We start from the raw sequence: 21,820 nt of genomic DNA on the forward strand, positions 1-21,820 counted from the left end.
TAACTATTTTGCTTGAATAAATTTAATTTGTCTTTCTCAAATATAACCCAAAATCTTTAAAAAATACTCGGAATATTTCTACGTATCAGTTTTAAATCTTGCAGCATGGCAGATTTTACTCGTATGGTAAAGGTATAACTTTGTCGAGGTCCTAAGGGTATCCATTGCAAGTCCATTTCCCAGCAATGTAAGTCGCGGTAAATGCTTAAACTGGTGTACGATAAGTCGTGTTGCTGAAAATCGTAACCAGAGGCAAAACCTACTTTCCATTTTTGGGTTATGCTTACATCGCCCGTTACTCCAATGGTTTGCACCACGCTTTTTGAGCTTTCAAACGTAGGTTTTGAGTAATACACGTTGTAAGCAAAATTTAATGTCCACGGTACGTCAAAATCAATGTAATCGTCTAAATGTGAGTTAATGTAAGCCAACTCTTGTTCGGTAGCAAATTTGGTAGTTTTCTCTGTTTTTTTAGCCACTTTGCTTTTTAGCATAAAACCCAAGTTCATCGAGGCACTGGTTAATCGTCCTAGTCCTCCGTTTTGGCTGTAATGCGATTTGTTTATTCTTGTACCAGAAGTATCTAAGGCATACGGGTCTATGCTACCATTAAAGTTTACATTTATTTTGTTAAACAAGTAGGTACGAGCCCCCATGGTAATGTTGCTCCAATTAAACGAATCGGCTAACATGTTGTAGCTGGTTGTAAGGCTCAGGTTTTCTAATAGCGTCACTTTTTTAATCGGGTTAACCGTATCGTTTTTGGTTTTGTATTTCATATCAAAACTCTGCAACAAGTTAAAGTTTAATAAACCTGCTTTAGCGGTGTGGCTTGTACCATAAACACCTTCTTGAAATATGGAGTATTTGTATTCCTTGTTTAAGGTATCGGTATAAGAACGTATGCCGCTATTGTTTTCTGGTGTATAACTCAACCCCACGCTTGGCGTAATTACATGGCGAATGGCTTTAATGTTGCCACCTTTAAAATTGTACATACCATACAATTTTGTAGTTAAATTAGCCGATGTGCTGTAAGTACTTCCTCGTTCAAATTTAGTTATAGTGTCTGTTCTTACATTGCCTACTTGCGAGGTATCCCAGTTTTTGGCAATGGTTTTTAAATACCAAATTTCAGAATAGTTTACCGCAGGGTTTAAGGTAAAATATTTCATTACTTTAAACGATGTGCTAATCGGAATGGTGTGTTTAATTCCGTTCCTCATCTTGTCGGTAAGCAAATTGGTTTTGTTAATGTTAAACAAGGAATCTTGAGCAATTACTTCGTTTCTAAAGTTCATCGAATACGACAAACCTATTTTCTCGTAAAACTTTTGAGCACCCACTTGTTTTTTTCGGGCAAAAGGGTAAATACGCGTTACGTTAAAAGCCAATTCGGGTAAACGCACCGTAATTTGTTTCGATAAGGTGTTTTGGTTGTGCGATGCGTTAGCGTTCAAGGTAAATGGTTTGTTATCCCAGCGCTTGGTATATGAAATGTTAGAGCTAAAATTGGTCGATAAATAATCGGTTGCCGAAGTGTTAAAGTTGTTGGTAAAGTTGGTGCTGGTACCCAAGTTAACATTAGCAGCAAAAACACTGGTAGGTCTTGCTTTTGGGTCTTGGTTGTGTCGCCATCTAAAAAAGAAATCGCGTTTTTCGGTATAATCAGGAAAATCCCGTTCGCTGTTGGTAAACACCGAATAGTTGGTTTCCACTCTACCATTAAACTTGTAGCGGTTGTTGTAGTTTGAGTTAAACTTTGTTCCCCAACTTCCTTTGGTATAAAAATCGGCGGTAAACTCAGCATCCAAGTGGTCGTTTACATACAAATAATAACCACCGTTTAACATAAAAAAACCAAGCTGTTGACTTTCGCCAGGCAAAGGAATAATAATACCCGATTTTTGTTTGGGTGTATTAGGGAAAAATCCAAACGGAATGGCAAGCGGAGTAGGCGTGTTTTCTATAAACAAATCGGCTGGTCCGGTAATTATTTTATCGTTAGGAATAATTTTAAGTTTACTTGCTCCAAAATGATAGTGAGGCTCAGCCAAGTTGCAAGTGGTGTATTTTCCGTTTTTAATGTAAAGTATATTATCGGGGTTTTTGTAAATCTTGTTTCCGTGTATGTAGCCTTCACCTTCTTGGGTTTTTACGTCGGTTATCAAGCCTTTCTTGCTATTAAAATTGTATTTTATTTCGTGGGCAAAAAATTCTTTTTCGCCTTGTTTAAAAAAAGGTTCTCCATAAAATTTATCGGTCGAATCTAGTTTTCCTCTTGCCGTAACAATGTTCGAGTCCAAGTCCGATTCAATTTCTTCGGCTTTTAATTCCAAATCTTCGTAGTGTACTTCCGATTCGCCAAACAAAAATATTTGCTGTGTTTTTAAATCAAAACGTATCGAATCTTTGGCTTTGTATTCAACTTTCGATTTTAAAGCATCTTTAGAAATAACCGAATCAAGTGGGTTAACCACAACGCTATCCGTTTTTAAACTATCGGTTTGTGCAACTGAAAAAATAGGAAAAACACCAAGCAACACTACCAGTAAAGTGAGTCTGAAAATAAGCTTGGTATAGTTGTTGTCTTTCATTAAAGCAATATTCCAATACTTTAAGGTGTTTTAAAACCTAAAATGTTAGAATTATTAACATTGGTGTTGTGATAAAATACTTACTGTTTTTATAAGGCTCAAAATTAAAAAAATAAATTTGACATCAGTTATGTTAAAAACCGACAACAATAATAAAAACAAGTCAGCACTTAAACGCTCAATTAGCTTGTTTCTTGTGTTTTTCGCTTCAATTTTCTTTACTTATCAAGCAAGTGGTACAAAAGATTTTTTTGGAGTAAAAACGGTAGTAATAGATGCTGGTCATGGAGGTAAAGATGGAGGTTGTGTGGGTTCTATTGCTAACGAGAAAAACATTGCCTTGGCCATTTCTTTAAAGCTGGGCAAGTACATTAAAGAAAATTTTAAGGATGTAAATGTTATTTATACCCGCGAAACCGATGTTTTTTTGGAGTTAACTGAACGTGCTAGAATTGCCAATAAAGCTGATGCCGATTTGTTTATTTGTATTCACGTAAATTCTGGAGCGGCCTCTTCGGCAATTGGTACTGAAACGTATGTAATGGGTTTACACAAAACTGAGTCGAATTTAAAAGTAGCTCAACGTGAAAATGCTTCTATTTTAATGGAAGATGATTACAAATCGAAATACGAAAATTTTGACCCCAACTCCCCAGAATCATACATTGTACTAACCATGACTCAAAGTGCACATTTAGAGCAAAGCTTGGTTTTTGCATCTAAAGTTCAGAAAGAGTTTACAGAGCGAGTAGGTCGATACAATAGAGGTGTTAAACAAGCTGGATTTTTAGTGTTGCACCAAACCGCTATGCCAAGTGTATTGATTGAAACAGGATTTATCACCAACAAAGAAGAAGAAAAGTTTTTAGCTTCTGATATTGGGCAGGATTATATGGCTTCTGCTATTTTTAGAGCTTTTAAAGAATACAAACACGAAATTGAGAGTAAAGGTGTTAAACAAGAACCCAAAGCTCCGATAGTCGAAGAAAAGCCTAAACCAAAAGAAATTGTTGAGGATAAAAAGAATAAAAAAGACAAAAACAAGCCTGAAGTTGAAATGGGAGTGCTGTTTAAAGTTCAAATTGCTACATCATCCATAAAAACAGAATTAAAACCTGAAAATTTTAATGGTTTAGAAGGGGTTGATTTGTACGAAGCTGGCGGATTATATCGTTATACCTATGGAAAAGAAAAAACCATGAGTGATGCCAATCAATTGCAGTTGCAGTTAAAAGATAAAGGGTTTAAAGATGCTTTCATCGTAGCTTTTAAGGATGGAGTTCGTATTCCAATTAGTGAAGCAATTGCTTTGCAAGAAAAATAACTTCGTTTAGCAGTTCATTTTTTTGTCATGTAAATTGCTTTAACGATATTTGCGAACAATTGAATTAACACATGAAAATTAGTAAAGAAGTTAAAGTTGGTTTTTTCTCACTATTGGCAATAGCTTTGCTTATTTGGGGGTATAACTTCTTAAAAGGAACCAATATTCTTTATAAGAGTAAAACAGTTTACACGGTTTATCCTTCTGTAGTTGGTTTAGCAAAATCTTCTCCTGTTTTGATTAATGGATTTCAAATTGGAGTAGTGGAAAGCATTTACTTTCATCCAAAAAATTCAGGCGATATTGTAGTTGAGATGGTTTTTTCTGAAACAGATTTTGTTATACCAAATAATTCTATTGCCAGCTTAATTAGTATGGACTTTTTGGGTTCTAAAGCTATTACCATTAAATTAGGAAACAGTTCAACTAATCTTTCAACAGGTGATACTTTAATAGCTGATTTAGAGAAATCTATGTTGGATGATGTTTCTGACCAAATTTTACCACTTAAAGATAAAGCAGAGAAACTAATGGTTTCGTTAGATAAAACATTAGCTCAACTTGATATTGTATTAAAAGATGTGGATGATGTGTTGAGCACGAAAAATAAACAACGTTTTTCGGAGGCATTGTTAAATCTAAACACTACTATTGTTGCTTACAAAGATGTGGCAGAATCGATGAATCACTCCATGAAAACGTTGCAACCTACATTAAAAAACTTTAAAACCTTTAGTGATTCCTTGGCTCATCTTGAAATGAATGCTACGCTTCAGAAAGCCCAATCTACTTTTGATAACATGTCGGCTATAATGGCTAAAATTAACCAAGGCGAAGGTTCCATGGGTAAGTTAATTAATAACGACAGTTTGTACTTGAATTTAGAAGCAGCAACCAAAGATTTGGATAAGCTTTTAATTGACATGAAAGAAAATCCAAAAAGGTATGTACATTTTTCAATTTTTGGTAGAAAGGATTAAGTAAAGTAAACACTATGATGATTTCTTCAATTATTTTTATTGCTCTCTTATTAGCAGCATCGTTGTTGTTTGCTAAAAATGTTAAAACCATCATTAGAAACATTAAGCTGGGTAAAGAGTTAGATCGTTCAGACAGAAAAGGGGAACGGTTTAAATTAATGGCAAAAGTAGCTTTGGGTCAATCAAAAATGGTAGTTCGTCCAGTTTCTGGATTGCTACATATTTTGGTTTACGTAGGGTTTGTTATCATTAACATTGAAGTGCTAGAAATAGTTTTAGATGGTATTTTGGGTGAACACCGATTGTTTTCATTCTTAGGTAGTTTTTATTATTTTTTAATTGCAAGTTTCGAAATTCTTGCACTATTGGTTTTGTTAGCTTGTGTTATCTTTTTAATTAGAAGAAATGTTATTCGTTTAAAACGTTTTTCTGGAGTTGAAATGACTTCTTGGCCAAAGTCAGATGCTAATTATATTCTTATTACCGAAATATTATTGATGTCGGCATTTTTATTTATGAATGCAGCTGATTTGGCTTTACAAAATCTTGGTTCCGAACATTATGTAATGGTTGGTACATTTCCAATAAGTGGTATTTTAGTTTCCTTGGTAGAATCAATGAATGAAAGCAGTTTAATTGTGTTGGAACGCTCATTATGGTGGTTTCACATTGTTGGAATTTTTGCTTTCTTAAACTATTTACCTTACTCAAAACACTTCCATATTTTATTGGCTTTTCCAAATGTTTTTTACTCTAAGTTGGCACCTAAAGGACAATTAGATAACATGGCTGCGGTTAAAAAAGAAGTTGAGTTAATGTTCGATCCTGCTGCCGATCCTTATGCTGCTCCTGCAGAACCACAAGGTGAACCTTCTCGATTCGGAGCAAAAGATGTAACCGATTTAACCTGGAAACAATTAATGGATAGTTATACCTGTACCGAATGTGGTAGATGTACAGATGTTTGTCCTGCCAACCAAACAGGTAAATTGCTTTCTCCTCGTAAAATAATGATGGATACCAGAGATAGATTGACTGAAGTTGGAAAAGGAATTGATAAAAATGGTAAAGATTTTAACGATGGTAAATCGTTATTACGAGATTACATTTCTGAAGAAGAACTATTGGCTTGTACAAGTTGTAATGCTTGTACAGATGCTTGTCCGGTAAATAACGACCCGCTTTCGGTTATTGTTGATTTACGAAGATATTTAATTATGGAAGAATCAAAATCTCCAGCTGAATGGGCTGGAATATTTACTAATATAGAAAATAATGGTGCACCATGGCAGTTTGCACAAGCTGACCGATTAAAATGGAAAGATGAAGAATAATTTAGAAGAAAAAATTGTTGACGGGCAAAAAATCAGCCCAATTTTACCATCAGACGTTAAAAATTTTTTAATTGATATTGATGGAACTGTTTGTGATGATATTCCAAACGAAGAGCCAGAGCGTATGGTTACGGCTAAAATTTATGATGGAGCTTTAGAAACCATTAACAACTGGTTTAATCAAGGTCACATCATTACTTTTTTTACCTCTAGAACAGAGGAACACAGAGCTGTTACCGAAGAGTGGTTGAACAGACATGGTTTTAAATATCATGGTATGTTAATGGGTAAACCAAGAGGTGGTAATTATCATTGGATTGATAATCATATTGTTAGAGCCACTCGATACGAGGGTAACTTTACCGATTTAGAAGTTCGTCCTGCAAATGTTGAAGTATTTAAAAGATAAGATATGAGTAACCTTAAAGTACCAACAATGGCTGAAATGATGGCTTCAGGACAAAATCCTGATGTGTTGTTTTGGGTAGGCTGCGCCGGTAGTTTTGACGATAGAGCAAAAAAAATAACCCGAGCATTTGTAAAAATATTAAACAACGTTGGTGTAAATTTTGCTGTTTTAGGTACAGAAGAAAGCTGTACTGGAGATCCCGCAAAACGAGCAGGAAATGAGTTTTTGTTTCAAATGCAAGCCATGGGAAATATTCAGGTATTAAATGCTTACGAAATAAAAAAAATAGTAACTACTTGCCCACATTGTTTTAATACCTTAAAAAACGAATATCCTGAGTTGGGAGGTAATTACGAGGTTTTACATCATTCCGAATTTCTACAAAACTTAATTAACGAAGGCAAATTAACTGTTGAAGGTGGTGTTTTTAAAGGAAAGAAAATAACTTTTCATGACCCTTGTTATTTAGGCAGAGCTAACGATGTTTACGAAGCCCCCAGAACATTAATTGAAAAATTAGATGCTGAATTGGTTGAAATGAAGCGTTGTAAATCAAAAGGATTTTGTTGTGGTGCTGGTGGAGCTCAAATGTTTAAAGAAGCTGAAAAAGGAAACAAAGAAGTAAACATTGAACGAACAGAAGAAGCTTTAGAATTACAACCTGATATTATTGCAACAGGTTGTCCTTTTTGTATGACAATGATGACTGATGGAGTGAAATTGAAAGATAAAGAAACAGAAACCAAAGTTTTTGATTTAGCCGAATTGATTGCTAAAGCAAACGATTTATAAGAATTGACATGAACGAAGAGTATAAAAAATTCCCTGAAAATAGTAAGGTTTGGGTGTATCAATCATCTAGATTATTGGATGAAGATGATGTAAATTTTTTAAAAGTAAGGATAGATGATTTTGTTAGTAATTGGGAATCACATGGAAGTTTATTAAAAGCAGATTTCGATGTGTTAAATCAATTGTTTGTGGTGTTTTTTGTTGATGAACAAAGTGATAGAATGTGTGGGTCAGCACAAGATAGAAAGGTGCGCTTAATGAAAGAATTGGAACAAGAATTAGAGGTTGAATTCCTGAATCGCATGAATTTAGCTTATTTAAAAAACAATGTAGCTACAGTGTTTAAAATGAGTGATTTAGGTGTGATGTATGAGAAAGGAGAATTGACTGATAATACAATAGTGTTTAACAATACCATTACAACAAAAAAAGAATTTGATTTAGCGTGGAAAATATCTTTAAAGGATAGTTGGCACAAACAATTGGTTAGTTTGACTTAAGATAATCTACAATTTTTGAAGTAGCTCCAATTTTGTTTTTTACAAAGTTGGAGCTATTTTTTTGATATATATCAAGATTCTCAAGTAAGGAATCTAAAATTGTATTAAAATCGGTTTCATTATTAATTTCAAAAGCTCCTTTCTGGTTGATTAGTTCTTGAGCTTCATGATATTTAATATGCTTTGACCCAAACAAAACTACATTTCCAAAACAAGCTGGCTCTAAAATATTGTGTAAAGAGCCACTAAACCCACCTCCAATCAATGAAACATCACTGTATTGATAAATGTTGGATAATATTCCAATATTATCAATAATCAAAACGCTTTCATTTAGCACATTTTCTAGCGTGGCGTTACTGTATCTCAAACATTTATTTTTAAAAAGGTGTTCTATTTGCTTAATGTGAGACTCGCTAATATCATGAGGAGCAACAATAATTTTAAAGCCTGTATTACTAAAACTAGCTAAAATTTGTTCTTCTGGTTGCCATGTGCTTCCTCCAACCATTAACAACTTATTTTCTTTAAACTTTGCAATTAACGGCAATTCTGTTGGATTTAGTGAGTTTTCAAAAACCCTGTCATAGCGTGTATCACCACTTAAAGTAACATTATTAAACCCATGTTCATTTAAAAGCCTTTTTGATGCTTCGTTTTGAACAAAAAAGTGAGTAAAACCATTTAATACTTTTTTATACCATTTTCCATACCATTTAAAAAAGAGTTGGTCGGTTCTAAAAACCCCAGAAACAAGATAAGTAGGAATGTTCCTAGCTTTTAATTGCAAAATATAATTGAACCAAAATTCATATTTCACAAAAAATACCATTTTTGGATTAACTAGTTCAATAAAAGATGTTGCATTTGAAATGGTATCGATTGGTAAATAAAAAGCATAATCAACTAAAGAATCATTTTTCCGTAGTTCGTAACCAGAAGGTGAAAAAAATGTAACTAAAATCGTATAATTTGGATATTCTAACTTTATTTTTTCAATTATGGGTTTTGCTTGTTCATATTCTCCAAGGCTAGCACAATGAAACCAAACATGGTTTTCCGAATTATTAATGGTGGTTTCTATTTTTTGAAGAAGATGTTGCCTTCCTTCAACCCATAACTTTGCTTTTGGCTTAAATAGTGAAGCAATTCTAATTCCAAATGCATAAAGTTGAATAGATATTTGATAAAAGAGAATCACTTTTTTAGTTGTAGTAAAATTCGTCTCTTGTTCTTCTATTTAAACGAATTATCCAGCCAACATTAAATCCATAAAGGATGTTCGACATATAATCGGTATCGGCTTTTTGAGTGTCGTAATTGTATTTTCTTAAACTTTGTGTTTGCCCGTAAATTAGGTCGAAACCGCCATAAAAGTTCAAAAACCGATTTTTACTTAAATGCATATAGCCAATAAAACAATTTGCTGCTAAACCAAACGATAGCCGATCATATCCTTTTTTGTATTCGTCAGATAAGCTTTTAATATCATCTTTAAAAGCAATTCGAATTTTATGATGCAGCGTACCAAGTCCTCCGTAAATTAAAATACCCGAGTTTTTATTGTTGGTAAATTTATTGATGAGTTTTCCTCCCACTAAAAAGAATGATGTTCCTCGTTCTTCCAAATAAATATATGTAAGTCTACCTTCATCATCAATTACATAGCCATCACTGGTTTTAATATTATCAACAATAGTTGTTTCTTTTACATCGCCACCCCAGTTAAAACTACCTTTTATGCCATAATACCAGTTTTTTTTGTTTTTAATAGTAAAAGTACCTCCTACTGCATTATTTCTCCCAAATCGATTGGCAATTTCTCCAGCTTTCCAATGCATACCATAATGTGCTGTAATCATCGGAATAGTAAAAGCAGAATCTTTTAGTTCGTTTTGAGATCTTCCAAACTGGGCATAAAGAACAGAATGAAATAAAATGGATATGATGATGAAAAGGTTTCGCATAGTCAATAATTGATACAAATAAACGAATAAAAGTCCTATTTATTGGCAAGACTTTTAATGCCATAAAATTAACACTTATAACAGAGTTTTTATTTAATTTAGCAGCCATTGTTTAATAATATTGTTCAAAACATGAATATTCAAATGGTTGACCTTAAAGGTCAATATCAAAAAATAAAATCTGAGGTTGACGCTGCTATTCTTGATGTTATTGAGTCTACAGCATATATTAATGGACCTGAAGTGCAATCTTTTCAAAAAGAACTAGAATCATTTTTAAAAGTAAAACATGTTATTCCTTGTGCTAATGGAACAGATGCTTTGCAAATAGCTTTAATGGCTCTTGATTTAAAACCTGGAGATGAAGTAATTACTTCAGATTTTACTTTTGCTGCAACACCTGAGGTAATTGGCGTGCTTCAATTAAACCTTGTTTTGGTTGATGTTGATGCTGACACATACAATATGGATGTCGAAAAATTAAAAAAAGCAATAACTTCAAAAACTAAGGCAATCGTTCCAGTTCATTTATTTGGTCAATGTGCCAACATGGAAGAAATCATGAAAATTGCGGCTGCAAAAAACATATTTGTGGTTGAGGATACTGCTCAAGCAATAGGAGCTGAATATACGTTTAGTAATGGAGAAGTTAAACAAGCTGGAACAATTGGGCATATTGGAACAACTTCATTTTTTCCATCTAAAAATTTAGGTTGTTATGGCGATGGTGGAGCAATATTTACGAATGATGATAATTATGCCGCAATTTGCCGTTCAATTGTTAATCACGGTATGGGTGAAAGATATTACTACGAGAGATTGGGAGTAAACTCAAGGTTAGATTCAATACAGGCTGCTATTTTGAGAATCAAATTGAGACAATTGGATAATTATGCTAAAGCAAGAAATGAAGCAGCTAATTATTATGATAAAGCTTTTGCTTCTTGCGAAAAAATAAAAACTCCAGTAAGAGATCCAAAATCAACACATGTTTTTCATCAATATACACTTGTAGGTTGTGGAGTAGACCATTTTGAACTTCAAAAATATTTAGGAACTAAAGGTATCCCATGTATGATTTATTATCCAGTTCCACTTCATACTCAGGAGGCTTATAAAACTCCTCAAATGAAACACGAAGATTTTGAAGTTACCAATGCCTTGTGTGAGTCTGTTTTTTCTCTACCAATGCATACTGAATTAACAACAGAACAATTAAAATACATTACCGATTCGGTTTTAGAATTTGTAAATAAATAATTTGAATAATATGAATATTGCAGTTATAGGTACAGGTTATGTTGGTTTAGTATCAGGGACATGTTTTGCTGAAACGGGAAACAATGTGATTTGTGTTGATATCAATGAAGCCAAAGTTAAAAAAATGAGAAATGGTGAGATTCCAATTTATGAACCTCATTTAGATGTATTGTTTGAAAGAAATATCAAACAAGGAAGGCTTAAGTTTACTACAGATATTAATGAAGCGATTAAAGATGCTAAAATAATTTTCCTTGCATTGCCAACCCCTCCAGATGAGGATGGTTCAGCCGATTTATCTTATATTTTGGGTGTAGCAGATACTCTTGGTAAAATCATTACAGACTACAAGGTTGTTGTTGATAAAAGCACAGTACCTGTTGGTACAGCTGAGAAGGTTAGGCAAGCAATAGCAAAAAATGCAACTGTTGATTTTGATGTTGTATCAAACCCTGAATTTTTAAGAGAGGGCTATGCTGTTGACGATTTTTTGAAACCTGATAGAGTTGTTATAGGAACTTCTTCAGAGAAAGCAAAAGAAATAATGAATCACCTATATAAACCTTATGTTCGACAAGGAAATCCAATCATTTTTATGGATGAAAAATCTGCAGAATTAACAAAATATGCAGCAAACTCATTTTTGGCAACAAAAATTACCTTCATGAATGAGATTGCAAACTTTTGTGAAAAAGTAGGTGCTGATGTGGATATGGTTCGTATTGGAATAGGTTCAGATTCAAGAATTGGAAAACGATTTTTGTTCCCTGGTATTGGTTATGGCGGTAGTTGTTTTCCAAAAGATGTTCAAGCTTTAGCTAAATCGGGTAAAGAATATGGCTACAACTTTGGTATACTAGAATCGGTAATGCGTATAAATGAAGAGCAAAAAACCATTATTGTTCCTAAAATTAAAGAATACTTTAAAAATGATTTGAAAGATAAAAAAATTGCCATTTGGGGTTTAGCTTTTAAACCAGATACTGATGACATTAGAGAAGCTCCAGCTTTATATGTTATTGATGAATTATTAGCCGAAGGTGCAAAAATTGTTGCTTACGACCCAGAAGCAATGGAGAATGTAGCTGAAAAATATGGTAACAAAATCACTTTTGCTACAAGCAGAGACGAGGCTATAAAAGGTGTTGATGCATTAGTTATTGCAACAGAATGGCAAGTGTTTAGAAACCCTGATTTTGATGTGATGTCAAAAGAAATGAAACAAAAAGTAATTTTTGATGGAAGAAATTTATATGATATTGCTGAAATGAAAGAATTGGGTTTTTATTATAGTAGTATTGGACGAATATTAGTGAGAGGATAGGTTATGAAAAAAGTTTTAATAACAGGTGCAGCAGGTTTTTTAGGCTCTCATTTATGTGATAGATTCTTGAAAGAGGGATTTTTTGTAGTAGGAATGGATAATCTTATTACAGGAGATATGAGAAATCTACAACACTTGTCAAATGAACCTAATTTTAGGTTTGTTAAACACGATGTTTCAGAACATATTAATTTTGAGGGAGAGTTAGATTACATTTTACATTTTGCATCTCCCGCATCACCAATTGATTATTTAAAAATTCCTATTCAAACCTTAAAAGTTGGGTCTTTAGGTACACATAATTTATTGGGGCTAGCCAAAGCAAAAAATGCAAGGATGTTAATAGCATCAACTTCTGAAGTTTATGGAGACCCTAAGGTTCATCCACAAACAGAAGAATATTGGGGTAATGTAAATCCAGTTGGACCTAGAGGTGTTTATGACGAAGCAAAAAGATTTCAGGAAGCGATAACTATGGCTTACCATCGTTATCATGGAGTGGAAACAAGAATAGTACGTATTTTTAATACTTATGGACCTCGCATGCGTTTAAATGACGGTAGAGTTTTACCTGCATTTATTGGCCAGGCTTTACGAGGGCAAGATTTAACCGTTTTTGGAAAAGGAAATCAAACACGTTCATTTTGTTATGTAGATGATTTAATTGAAGGAATTTATCGTTTATTAATGAGCGATTATGCCGAACCAGTTAATATTGGTAATCCAGATGAAATTACTATTTTGGAGTTTGCTGAAGAAATTATAAAATTGACAGGAACGAATCAAAAGATAATTTTTAAAGAATTACCTGTTGACGACCCCATGCAACGACAACCAAACATTGATAAAGCACGTTCTATTTTAAATTGGGAACCAAAAGTAAGTCGTGCCGAAGGGTTGAAAATTACATATGACTATTTTAGAAGTTTAACGGAAGAAGATTTATACAAGGTGGATCATAAAAACTTTGATGAATATATAAAAAAGTAAGATGAGTAATTATTTTTCACATGAAACAGCCATCGTTGATGAGGGTTGTGAAATAGGAGAAGGAACAAAGATTTGGCATTTTTCGCATATCATGCCAAATTGCAAACTTGGTGCAGGGTGTAACATTGGTCAAAATGTAGTTATCTCGCCAGAAGTTATTTTGGGTAAAAATGTTAAAATTCAAAATAACGTTTCTATTTACACGGGAGTTACTTGCGATGATGATGTGTTTTTAGGACCTTCAATGGTTTTTACAAATGTTTTGAATCCAAGAAGTGCAATAAACAGACGAGGAGATTATTTAAAAACTCACGTAGGGAAAGGTGCATCAATAGGTGCTAATGCTACTATTGTTTGTGGTCATGATATTGGCGAATATGCTTTTATTGGTGCTGGTGCAGTTGTTACCAAAAATATTCCTGCTTATTCGTTATGGGTTGGTAATCCAGCAAAACAAATAGGGTGGGTTAGTGAATATGGACACAGATTAGACTTTGACAAGGAAGGTATAGCAACATGTATGGAGAGTAAAGAAAAATATAAATTAGAAAATAATTCAGTCAAAAAAATATAACATGATTGCTGAAAATCAGAAAATAAAATTTGCGGTAGTAGGTTGTGGACATATTGGTAAACGACATGCTGAAATGATTGTTGGAAATCAAGAATCAGAATTGATGGCTTTGTGTGATGAGGGAGACAAAAATAGTTTGGGAATAGAAAAGTATAATGTTCCTTTTTTTAATTCTATTGATGATTTATTAAACTCAAACTTAGAAATTGATGTTGTTAACATTTGTACTCCAAATGGCTTACATGCTGAACATTCCAAAAAAGCATTAGAAAAAAAATATCACGTGGTTTGTGAAAAACCGATGGGGTTAACAAAAGCAAACTGTGAAGAGGTTATCTTCAAAGCATTACAAGTATCTAAAAATTTCTTCTGTGTAATGCAAAATAGGTACTCACCACCTTCAGTTTGGATTAAAGAGGTGGTTGAAAAGGGAATTTTAGGAGATATTTTTATGGTACAATTGAATTGTTATTGGAATAGAGATGATAGATATTATAAAAAAGGTGGATGGAAAGGCACTCAACAATTAGATGGAGGAACATTGTTTACTCAATTTTCTCATTTTATAGATATTATGTATTGGTTGTTTGGTGATATCACTAATATTCAAGGAAAATTTAAAGATTTTACTCATCAAGACTCAACTGATTTTGAAGATTCTGGTTTTGTAAGTTTCGATTTTATAAACGGTGGAATGGGTTCTTTAAATTATTCTACTGCTGTTGCGACTCAAAATTTGGAAAGTAGTATTACCATAATAGGTAGAAATGGTAGTGTAAAAATAGGTGGTCAATACATGAACGAAGTAGAGGTATGTAATATTGATGGTTACGAGATGCCCAAATTAGCCGCAGCCAATCCTCCGAATGATTATGGACCTTACAAAGGATCAGCAGCAAACCATCATTACATTATTGAAAATGTTATCAATACATTAAAAGGAAGAACATCTGCAACAACTAATGCTTTAGAAGGTTTAAAAGTTGTTGATATCATCGAAAGAATTTACGCATTAAGAGATAAATCACTTTTAAAAAACAATTAATTATTTTTAATTAAAGAGAAATAATAATGAGTATTTACAAGAAACTAAAAAACAAAGAGACTAAAATAGCTGTTATCGGTTTAGGTTATGTTGGGTTGCCAATAGCATTAGAATTTGCTAAATCTATGCAAGTGGTAGGTTTTGATATCAACCAAAAACGTGTTGATATGATGCGCAACAAAATTGACCCAAGTGAAGAACTTCAATCTTCAGCATTTGAAGGTTGTGATATATATTTTACAGCTGACTTGAACGATTTAAAGGATGTTACTTTTTTTGTGGTAGCAGTTCCAACGCCTATTGATAATCATAATTTACCAGATTTATCACCACTAATCGGTGCGTCTAAAACAGTTGGAAAAGTATTGAAAAAAGGAGATTATGTAGTTTTTGAATCTACAGTTTACCCAGGTTGTACTGAAGAAGATTGTATTCCAGTTTTAGAAGAAATATCAGGGTTAAAATTTAAGACAGATTTTAAAGTAGGTTATTCACCAGAAAGAATAAATCCAGGAGATACTACTCATACATTAACAAATGTGATTAAAGTTGTTTCGGGTTGTTGTCCAGAATCGTTAGAGGAAATTGCTAAGGTATATGAAACTGTTGTGAAAGCTGGAGTACATAGAGCAACAACAATCAGGGTAGCTGAGGCTGCTAAAATTATAGAAAATACCCAAAGAGATTTAAACATTGCCTTGGTTAATGAGCTTTCCATCATTTTTAATAAAATGGGAATCAATACTTATGATGTTTTAGAAGCTGCTGGAACAAAATGGAATTTTTTAAAATTTTCGCCAGGCTTAGTAGGAGGACATTGTATCGGTGTGGATCCTTATTATTTAACGTACAAAGCAAAAGAGCTGGGGTATCATGCTCAAATTATAAATGCTGGTCGTTTTGTAAACGATTCAATGGGAGGTTACGTTGCTAAACAAACGGTTAAAAAAATTATTGCTGCTGGTAAAAACATCGCTCAATCAAAAGTATTGGTGATGGGAGCAACATTTAAGGAAGATGTAAGCGACATTAGAAACTCAAAAGTAGCTGATGTGGTAAGAGAATTTATTTCATTTGGAGCAAAAGTAGAAGTGGTTGATCCTCACGCAGATTCAGAACAATTGAAGCATGAATATGGGTTTGGTTTGGTTGATAAATTGGCAAAAGATTATGATGCTGTTGTGATTGCTGTAAATCACAAAGACTATTTAAGTTTAGATGAAAAATACTTTGACTCGATTACTTCTGAAAATCCAGTTATTGTGGATTTAAAAGGAGCATTTAGAGGTAAAATAAAAAATCTTACCTATTGGAGTCTATAATTATAAATGAATGAATAAAACTATTTTAATAACAGGTGGAGCTGGATTTATTGGCTCTCATTTGGTTCGATTACTAGTTAATAAATATGCTAATTATAAGATTATCAATCTTGATAAATTAACTTACGCAGGAAATTTAGCCAATCTAACGGATATTGAAAATGCTAATAATTATGAGTTTGTAAAAGGCGACATTGTAGAAGCAGATTTTATTCATCAATTGTTCGATAAATATCAATTTGATGCGGTAATACATTTGGCTGCAGAGTCTCATGTGGATAGGTCTATTGCCAATCCGATGGAGTTTATTATGACGAATGTTGTTGGTACTGCAAATTTGTTAAATGCTGCAAAACGTGTTTGGAAAGATAAATCAGATAAGTTATTTTATCATGTTTCAACTGATGAAGTATATGGCTCATTAGGAGAAACAGGAATGTTTGAAGAAACAACCCCTTATGACCCACGAAGTCCTTATTCATCATCAAAAGCTAGTTCCGACCATTTGGTTAGAGCTTATTATCATACGTACGGATTGCCTGTTGTAATATCTAATTGTTCTAACAATTACGGTTCGCATCAGTTTCCAGAAAAGTTAATACCATTGTTCATTCATAACATCAAAAACAACAAATCGCTTCCAGTTTATGGAAAAGGAGAAAATGTTAGAGATTGGTTGTGGGTAGAAGATCATGCAAGAGCTATTGATGTGATCTTTCATCAATCAAAAATTGGCGAAACTTATAACATTGGCGGACATAATGAATGGAAAAATATTGATTTGATAAAGGTGATTTGTAAAGTGATGGACAAAAAAATAGGTCGACCAGAAGGCGAATCAGAAAAATTAATTACTTATGTAACCGATAGAGCAGGTCACGATTTAAGATATGCTATTGATTCTACTAAATTAAAAAACGATTTAGGTTGGTTGCCATCTCTTCAATTTGAAGAGGGTATTGAAAAAACCATCGATTGGTATTTAAATAACGAAGATTGGTTGAATAATGTTACTTCTGGTGAATACCAAAAGTATTACCAAAATCAATATGTAAACCGTTAATGTTTAATACACCATTTCATAAAACAGCTATTTCCAAAAGTACTTTTTTGGTTACAGGTGGAGCCGGATTTATTGGGTCAAACCTTGTAGAGTATCTTATCAAATATAATGCAGGTAAAGTAGTGGTGTTAGATAATTTATCAAACGGTTATCTAAAAAATATTCAACCATTTATTGGTTTGCCCAATTTTCAATTTATAGAAGGCGATATTACTGATTTTGATACTTGTGTAAAAGCCGTTGGTGGTGTTGATTATGTTTTACATCAAGCAGCGTTAGGTTCTGTGCCTCGTAGTATTGAAAACCCACTGGCAACACATCAAGCCAACGCAACAGGTTTTTTAAATATTTTAACTGCAGCTAAAGATTCTAGTGTTAAACGTATCGTTTTTGCTAGCTCTTCTTCAGTTTATGGCGATAGTAAAGAATTACCAAAAGTGGAAGATCGAATAGGTAATCAATTATCGCCTTATGCCGTAAGCAAACGAACCAAAGAACTGTATGCCAATGTATTTGCATTGACGTATAATTTAGATGTGGTTGGGTTACGATATTTTAACGTTTTTGGTCCAAATCAGAGCCCCAACGGACCGTACGCTGCGGCAATCCCATTGTTTATGGATGCAGTATTGAAAAATGAATCACCATTTATAAATGGTAGTGGTGAGCAAAGTAGAGATTTTACTTTTGTAGAAAATGTTGTTCAAGCAAATATTAAAGCATTGTTTACCGAAAAAGAGGTGAAAGGAAAAGTGCTAAATATTGCTTTTGGAGGAAGAACAACCATTAACGAGTTGTTTTTTATGATTAGAAATGCTGTTGGAAACAACGTTGAACCTATTTATAGAGCCGAACGTAAAGGAGATGTAAAAGACTCGTTGGCAGATATTTCGTTAGCACGAGAGTTGATTGATTATAATCCTAGTTTTTCTATTGAAGAAGGATTAAAAATTACCATTGATTGGTTTAAACAAAACAATATTTGAGTTTTTTAAGCAACATATTCGGTAAAAAAGAGCGTTTTGAAGCTATAGATTTCTCGGTTTTTGGAGCTGATATGCATTCGCATTTGATACCAGGAATTGACGATGGCTCTCCTGATGTAGCAACTTCTATTACGTTAATAAAAGAGTTTAAAGCAATGGGTTATAAGAAAATTATAACCACACCTCATGTAATGAGCGATTATTACAAAAATACCCCAGAAACTATTTTAGGCGGGCTAGAAAAAGTAAGAGCAGAATTAAAAAAACAACAAATTGATTTTGAGATTTCAGCAGCAGCCGAGTACAACTTAGATGATGGTTTAGAAGCCATTATTGATAATAAAAAGATTTTGACTTTTGGAGATAACTTGGTGTTGTTTGAACTTCCTTTTATGCAAGAACCACGTAACTTTCAGGAAATTGTTTTTAAGTTTCAAACAACAGGGTACCGACCTATTTTAGCTCACCCAGAGCGTTATAGCTTTTGGCACAAAGATTTTGAAAAGTATGAAGAACTAAAATCAAAAGGAGTATTGTTGCAACTTAATTTATTATCGCTTACGGGGCATTACTCACCCGATGTAAAAAAGATTGCAGAGAAATTAGTGGACGCAGATTTAATTGATTTTGTTGGTACGGATTGCCACAGAATGGATCACCTTGAAATTTTAAAGTCTTACGCTAATTCTAAGTATTTTAATATTTTGGCTAAGAATTTAAATCTGAAAAACGCTCAGTTGTAATTAAAAATCGATTTTTCCTTTGGCACGTATTGCTAGACCTTTAACTCCAAACAAAGAACCAATATCTTGGTTGTCTAAATAAGTTAATCGTTGCAATAAATCAACCCTAAATATTTTAAAGATATTAGAAACACCAATACTGGCTTCAGCATAAGGTATTCCATCTTTAAATTGATAAGTAATAGATTCTCGACGTTCGTTCATTGGAAACAAAAAAACATCTTTTTGAACATCAGGATTGTTTTCGTTGGTTAAACGACCATACATAAATTTTAAAGAAGCTATTTCGCGTAATTTAAGGTGTTTAAGTAAAGGTATTCTATTTAAAATAGCGCCGTTAAAACTGTGGGTGATTTTCAAGCTTACGTACTCATCGCTCATAAATTCCATAAAGTTCATTAAGTTAAACGATGTTTCTTGTAAAAAAAACGATTGATTGGCTTGTGGTAAATTCAATAATGGAAAGGGTACTTTTCCAAATACTTTTCCTGCTTCAAACTCGGTATCAGAATAGCCAATTAAACCCATAAAAAATCGTTTGGAAATGTTGGCAGATAATCTTGTATAGTTAATATCGCCATTAATAAAACCATTTATTCCTTGAGTAAAACGTAGGTTAAAAATTGGGTATTTATTAGGTATTGGCATTCTAAAGTTTTTACCTTGATAAAATTGTTCGTTAGGTGCAAAACGTAAATTAACACTTACATTATCGGTTTTAATGTTGTTAAAACTACGTTTCATTAATGTGTCGCTGCTAAGAAACTCAAGCGAACCAATCGGTTTTTGAATTTTGTTTTCGTAAATTAAATTGTAAGAAAAGCCACTAGTATATTCCTTTATGTAATTTAATTTATATGAATCAAAAAACAACATTCTACCAGCATTTCCTCTTCTAAACGACAACAAAAAATTATCATCATTTAAAAACTGAAGGTCTTGACCAGGAAAATTGGTTTCATGCTGATAGGAAGCAGTTATTTTATGTTGTGGGTTGGTTAAAAAGTTTTTATTGAAAGAGTAGGTGTATCCTCCAAAGTATTTAAACTCTTCAATTTTGGTTGAATAAGCTAAATAAGTTTCAAACATCATGTTTTCGATAAACTTTGGCGTAGTTCTAAAACCACCACGTATACGAAAACCCTCTACTTGGTTAAAACTATAAAAGGTGTTAATCGGGCCAATTTCAATTTTCCCTACACTATGCCAACCGGTAATTAACAAAAAAGCAACATCCATAAACCGTTTGTACGATTTAATATTTTGGATGCTATCAATCATAACATAAACACCTTTCTCACTTTTGGTAAGGGTGTCTGGACGAGCTGTAGTCCAAAATTCTTCTGTTTGATTAGTGTTATCTTCAACTTTAATCAATTTTTCAATAGGGTTGTAGATACTATCAGCTTGTTCTTTGTTAAAATCGAAATTGTTATAAAAAACGGTTCTATTCCCGAAAAAACCTCTCCCTTTTTTTGTGATATTGTAGTCGATAATTAGTTTGTCTTTACTCAACATCCAAATACTATCATGGTATTGTGTAAACTCTTGCTCTAAGCTTAAATCCTTAACAAAATTCACATTAATTTGTTTAGGCACACTCATGCTAACTTTAGCAATGTTATAGGTGCCATCGTTTAAAACATATAAACTCCCAGTAAAAGCATAGTCTGCTTTATTACGAGGTGTAAAAGCTAAATTTATACAGCTCTGACCGTTTACTTCGGTAGTATCAATAATAAAAAACTTGTAAATGGTTGGTGCTAAAACCGATATTGGACTTGTAAACTCGTGAGCTAGGAGATATATGGAGTTGTCGTAAATATCTACATCTTGGTAGAGTTTATCCATAATAAACGACAAACCATCTTCATCTACATATCCTTCAAACCCTGTTTGTTTGGTTCCTGAACGATACTCCTTTTCAGTTTTGGGTGATTTTCTATAATATACTTTGCTGGCAGTTTCTCGCAAATAGATTGGTAAGAAAGGTTTACCATTAACTTCAGAAGTATCGATGTTATCAATTACAACCTGAAAATTCTTTTTTAACCATCCTTTATTTAAAAAATCTTCAGTAAGGTTATTGATGTCGATTTCAATTTTCTCATATTTATTGAACTCGTAAAAATCCATGGCTTCTTTACGGTTCTTGTCTTTTCTATCAATAACTTCTTTTATCAAGTCTACCGCAGGATTGTCTTTATTTCTATATTTAGTTTTTTCAGCAACAATAGTTACTTCTTGCATGGTTATACTTGTTTCTTCTAAGGTGAAATTTAGGGTTTGAGTTTTACCTTTTTGTACACGTACCGTATCAACTTTATAACCAACAAATGAGGCCAATAATTTTGATGTTGCCCATTGGGTTTCTAGGTAATAATTTCCATCAAAATCGGTTGTAGTACCAATGTTAGCACCTACAAATGAAATATTTACAAAAGGCAAAGGTTGTTTAGTAATAGCATCTATTACTTTTCCTTTTATCTTGGTAAGCTCTTGCCCGAATGAGGATAATGATAAAACAACCCAAAGAGGTACTAATATAAGTTTTAAAAGGTTGTTCATTAATAGCGATAGAAATACATAAGTTTTACGAAGATTTCAAAG

General features: G+C 33.1%; 19 protein-coding genes. 15 read left to right on the forward strand and 4 right to left on the reverse strand.

Translation table 11 applies throughout. The features are described 5' to 3' along the window. Positions 1-56 precede the first annotated feature (56 nt). Complete coding sequence (locus tag H6589_04215; protein ID MCB9173791.1) at positions 57-2,597, reverse strand: LPS-assembly protein LptD; 2,541 nt, start codon at positions 2,595-2,597, stop codon at positions 57-59. 130 nt (positions 2,598-2,727) lie between these two features. On the opposite strand from H6589_04215, the gene H6589_04220 reads away from it, so the two are divergent. The 6 genes from H6589_04220 to H6589_04245 all read left to right on the forward strand — a co-directional run bounded on the left by H6589_04220 (position 2,728) and on the right by H6589_04245 (position 7,936). Further along, the gene (locus tag H6589_04220; GenBank protein MCB9173792.1) at positions 2,728-3,921 is read left to right on the forward strand and encodes an N-acetylmuramoyl-L-alanine amidase; all 1,194 of its coding nucleotides are present in this window, start codon (positions 2,728-2,730) and stop codon (positions 3,919-3,921) included. A gap of 71 nt (positions 3,922-3,992) precedes the next feature. Further along, positions 3,993-4,901 (forward strand): MCE family protein, encoded by a 909-nt coding sequence (locus H6589_04225; GenBank protein ID MCB9173793.1) that lies wholly within the window; start codon positions 3,993-3,995, stop codon positions 4,899-4,901. 17 nt (positions 4,902-4,918) lie between these two features. Continuing rightward, complete coding sequence (locus H6589_04230; GenBank protein ID MCB9173794.1) at positions 4,919-6,235, forward strand: (Fe-S)-binding protein; 1,317 nt, start codon at positions 4,919-4,921, stop codon at positions 6,233-6,235. Continuing rightward, complete coding sequence (locus H6589_04235) at positions 6,225-6,644, forward strand: phosphoheptose isomerase (GenBank protein MCB9173795.1); 420 nt, start codon at positions 6,225-6,227, stop codon at positions 6,642-6,644. Before H6589_04230 ends, H6589_04235 begins: the two co-directional genes overlap by 11 nt. A gap of 3 nt (positions 6,645-6,647) precedes the next feature. Then, complete coding sequence (locus tag H6589_04240) at positions 6,648-7,436, forward strand: (Fe-S)-binding protein (GenBank protein MCB9173796.1); 789 nt, start codon at positions 6,648-6,650, stop codon at positions 7,434-7,436. Positions 7,437-7,444: 8 nt separating this feature from the next. Continuing rightward, a complete protein-coding gene (locus H6589_04245; GenBank protein ID MCB9173797.1) occupies positions 7,445-7,936 on the forward strand; it encodes a hypothetical protein in 492 nt (163 codons plus the stop codon). Here the strand turns inward: H6589_04245 and H6589_04250 are convergent. Continuing rightward, positions 7,923-9,137, reverse strand: coding sequence for a 3-deoxy-D-manno-octulosonic acid transferase (locus H6589_04250; protein ID MCB9173798.1), 1,215 nt, complete (start codon positions 9,135-9,137; stop codon positions 7,923-7,925). The genes H6589_04245 and H6589_04250 overlap by 14 nt on opposite strands. Positions 9,138-9,141: 4 nt before the next feature. Next, positions 9,142-9,903 carry a hypothetical protein gene (locus H6589_04255; GenBank protein ID MCB9173799.1) on the reverse strand — a complete coding sequence of 254 codons (762 nt, stop codon included), beginning with the start codon at positions 9,901-9,903 and terminating at the stop codon, positions 9,142-9,144. Positions 9,904-10,047: 144 nt separating this feature from the next. Here H6589_04255 and H6589_04260 point away from each other — a divergent pair, with 144 nt between their 5' ends. Genes H6589_04260 through H6589_04300 form a run of 9 tightly spaced genes read left to right on the forward strand, consistent with a single transcriptional unit; the run spans position 10,048 to position 19,210 of the window. Continuing rightward, a complete protein-coding gene (locus H6589_04260; protein ID MCB9173800.1) occupies positions 10,048-11,163 on the forward strand; it encodes a DegT/DnrJ/EryC1/StrS family aminotransferase in 1,116 nt (371 codons plus the stop codon). Between the two features lie 10 nt (positions 11,164-11,173). Beyond that, positions 11,174-12,487 carry a UDP-glucose/GDP-mannose dehydrogenase family protein gene (locus tag H6589_04265; protein MCB9173801.1) on the forward strand — a complete coding sequence of 438 codons (1,314 nt, stop codon included), beginning with the start codon at positions 11,174-11,176 and terminating at the stop codon, positions 12,485-12,487. 3 nt (positions 12,488-12,490) lie between these two features. Next, positions 12,491-13,477 carry an SDR family oxidoreductase gene (locus H6589_04270; GenBank protein ID MCB9173802.1) on the forward strand — a complete coding sequence of 329 codons (987 nt, stop codon included), beginning with the start codon at positions 12,491-12,493 and terminating at the stop codon, positions 13,475-13,477. 1 nt (position 13,478) lies between these two features. After that, on the forward strand, positions 13,479-14,051 hold the full coding sequence (locus H6589_04275) for an N-acetyltransferase (GenBank protein MCB9173803.1): 573 nt from the start codon (positions 13,479-13,481) through the stop codon (positions 14,049-14,051). Between the two features lies 1 nt (position 14,052). Beyond that, the gene (locus H6589_04280; GenBank protein MCB9173804.1) at positions 14,053-15,096 is read left to right on the forward strand and encodes a Gfo/Idh/MocA family oxidoreductase; all 1,044 of its coding nucleotides are present in this window, start codon (positions 14,053-14,055) and stop codon (positions 15,094-15,096) included. A 32-nt stretch (positions 15,097-15,128) separates the two neighbouring features. Further along, on the forward strand, positions 15,129-16,418 hold the full coding sequence (locus tag H6589_04285) for a nucleotide sugar dehydrogenase (GenBank protein MCB9173805.1): 1,290 nt from the start codon (positions 15,129-15,131) through the stop codon (positions 16,416-16,418). Between the two features lie 10 nt (positions 16,419-16,428). Then, positions 16,429-17,481 carry a dTDP-glucose 4,6-dehydratase gene (gene rfbB, locus H6589_04290; GenBank protein MCB9173806.1) on the forward strand — a complete coding sequence of 351 codons (1,053 nt, stop codon included), beginning with the start codon at positions 16,429-16,431 and terminating at the stop codon, positions 17,479-17,481. Continuing rightward, on the forward strand, positions 17,481-18,467 hold the full coding sequence (locus H6589_04295) for an SDR family oxidoreductase (GenBank protein ID MCB9173807.1): 987 nt from the start codon (positions 17,481-17,483) through the stop codon (positions 18,465-18,467). The genes rfbB and H6589_04295 overlap by 1 nt, the downstream gene beginning before the upstream one ends. Beyond that, positions 18,464-19,210: a capsular biosynthesis protein gene (locus tag H6589_04300; GenBank protein ID MCB9173808.1), complete on the forward strand. Its 747-nt coding sequence runs from the start codon at positions 18,464-18,466 to the stop codon at positions 19,208-19,210. The genes H6589_04295 and H6589_04300 overlap by 4 nt, the downstream gene beginning before the upstream one ends. Here the strand turns inward: H6589_04300 and H6589_04305 are convergent, their stop codons facing one another. After that, the gene (locus H6589_04305) at positions 19,211-21,778 is read right to left on the reverse strand and encodes a carboxypeptidase-like regulatory domain-containing protein (protein ID MCB9173809.1); all 2,568 of its coding nucleotides are present in this window, start codon (positions 21,776-21,778) and stop codon (positions 19,211-19,213) included. Between the last annotated feature and the right edge of the window lie 42 nt (positions 21,779-21,820).

It is taken from the genome of Flavobacteriales bacterium (assembly GCA_020635795.1).
Lineage (GTDB): Bacteria > Bacteroidota > Bacteroidia > Flavobacteriales_E > Vicingaceae > Vicingus.